The following is a 486-nucleotide window of genomic DNA, read 5'->3' on the forward strand; positions in this document are numbered from 1 at the left end:
ACGCTTAGTCGCTTAACCTCACAACCCGAAGATGTTTCTTTCGATTCACCATCGACTTGCGAAAATTTGAGAGACTCGAACACACATTAAAGATGTGTCGTTTCAATTTTCAGCTTGATCCAGATTTTTAAAGAGCAAAACTTCGCAGTGCACCTTTTCAGGTTCACTCTGAAGTTTTCTTGTGTTCGCAGTAAAAGATGGTGGAGCTATGCGGGATCGAACCGCAGACCTCCTGCGTGCAAAGCAGGCGCTCTCCCAGCTGAGCTATAGCCCCATCGTTTTGCCAACCTCTTCAAATTTGCTTCGCAAATTTGGTAGGCCTGAGTGGACTTGAACCACCGACCTCACCCTTATCAGGGGTGCGCTCTAACCACCTGAGCTACAAGCCTGTAGAGTTTTTTACTGCTGTTTTTCATCAGACAATCTGTGTGAGCACTACAAAGGCAGGTTCTTTAAGGTAAGGAGGTGATCCAACCGCAGGTTCCC

General features: G+C 46.9%; 2 tRNA genes. Both read right to left on the minus strand.

The window, feature by feature from the left end:
• Positions 1-198: 198 nt before the first annotated feature.
• Positions 199-274 (minus strand) — tRNA-Ala (locus tag IM291_RS21825).
• A 38-nt stretch (positions 275-312) separates the two neighbouring features.
• Positions 313-389 (minus strand) — tRNA-Ile (locus IM291_RS21830).
• Between the last annotated feature and the right edge of the window lie 97 nt (positions 390-486).

Origin of the sequence: Enterobacter cloacae complex sp. P27C (assembly GCF_014895705.1) — a bacterium.
Taxonomy (GTDB): Bacteria; Pseudomonadota; Gammaproteobacteria; order Enterobacterales; family Enterobacteriaceae; genus Enterobacter; species Enterobacter bugandensis.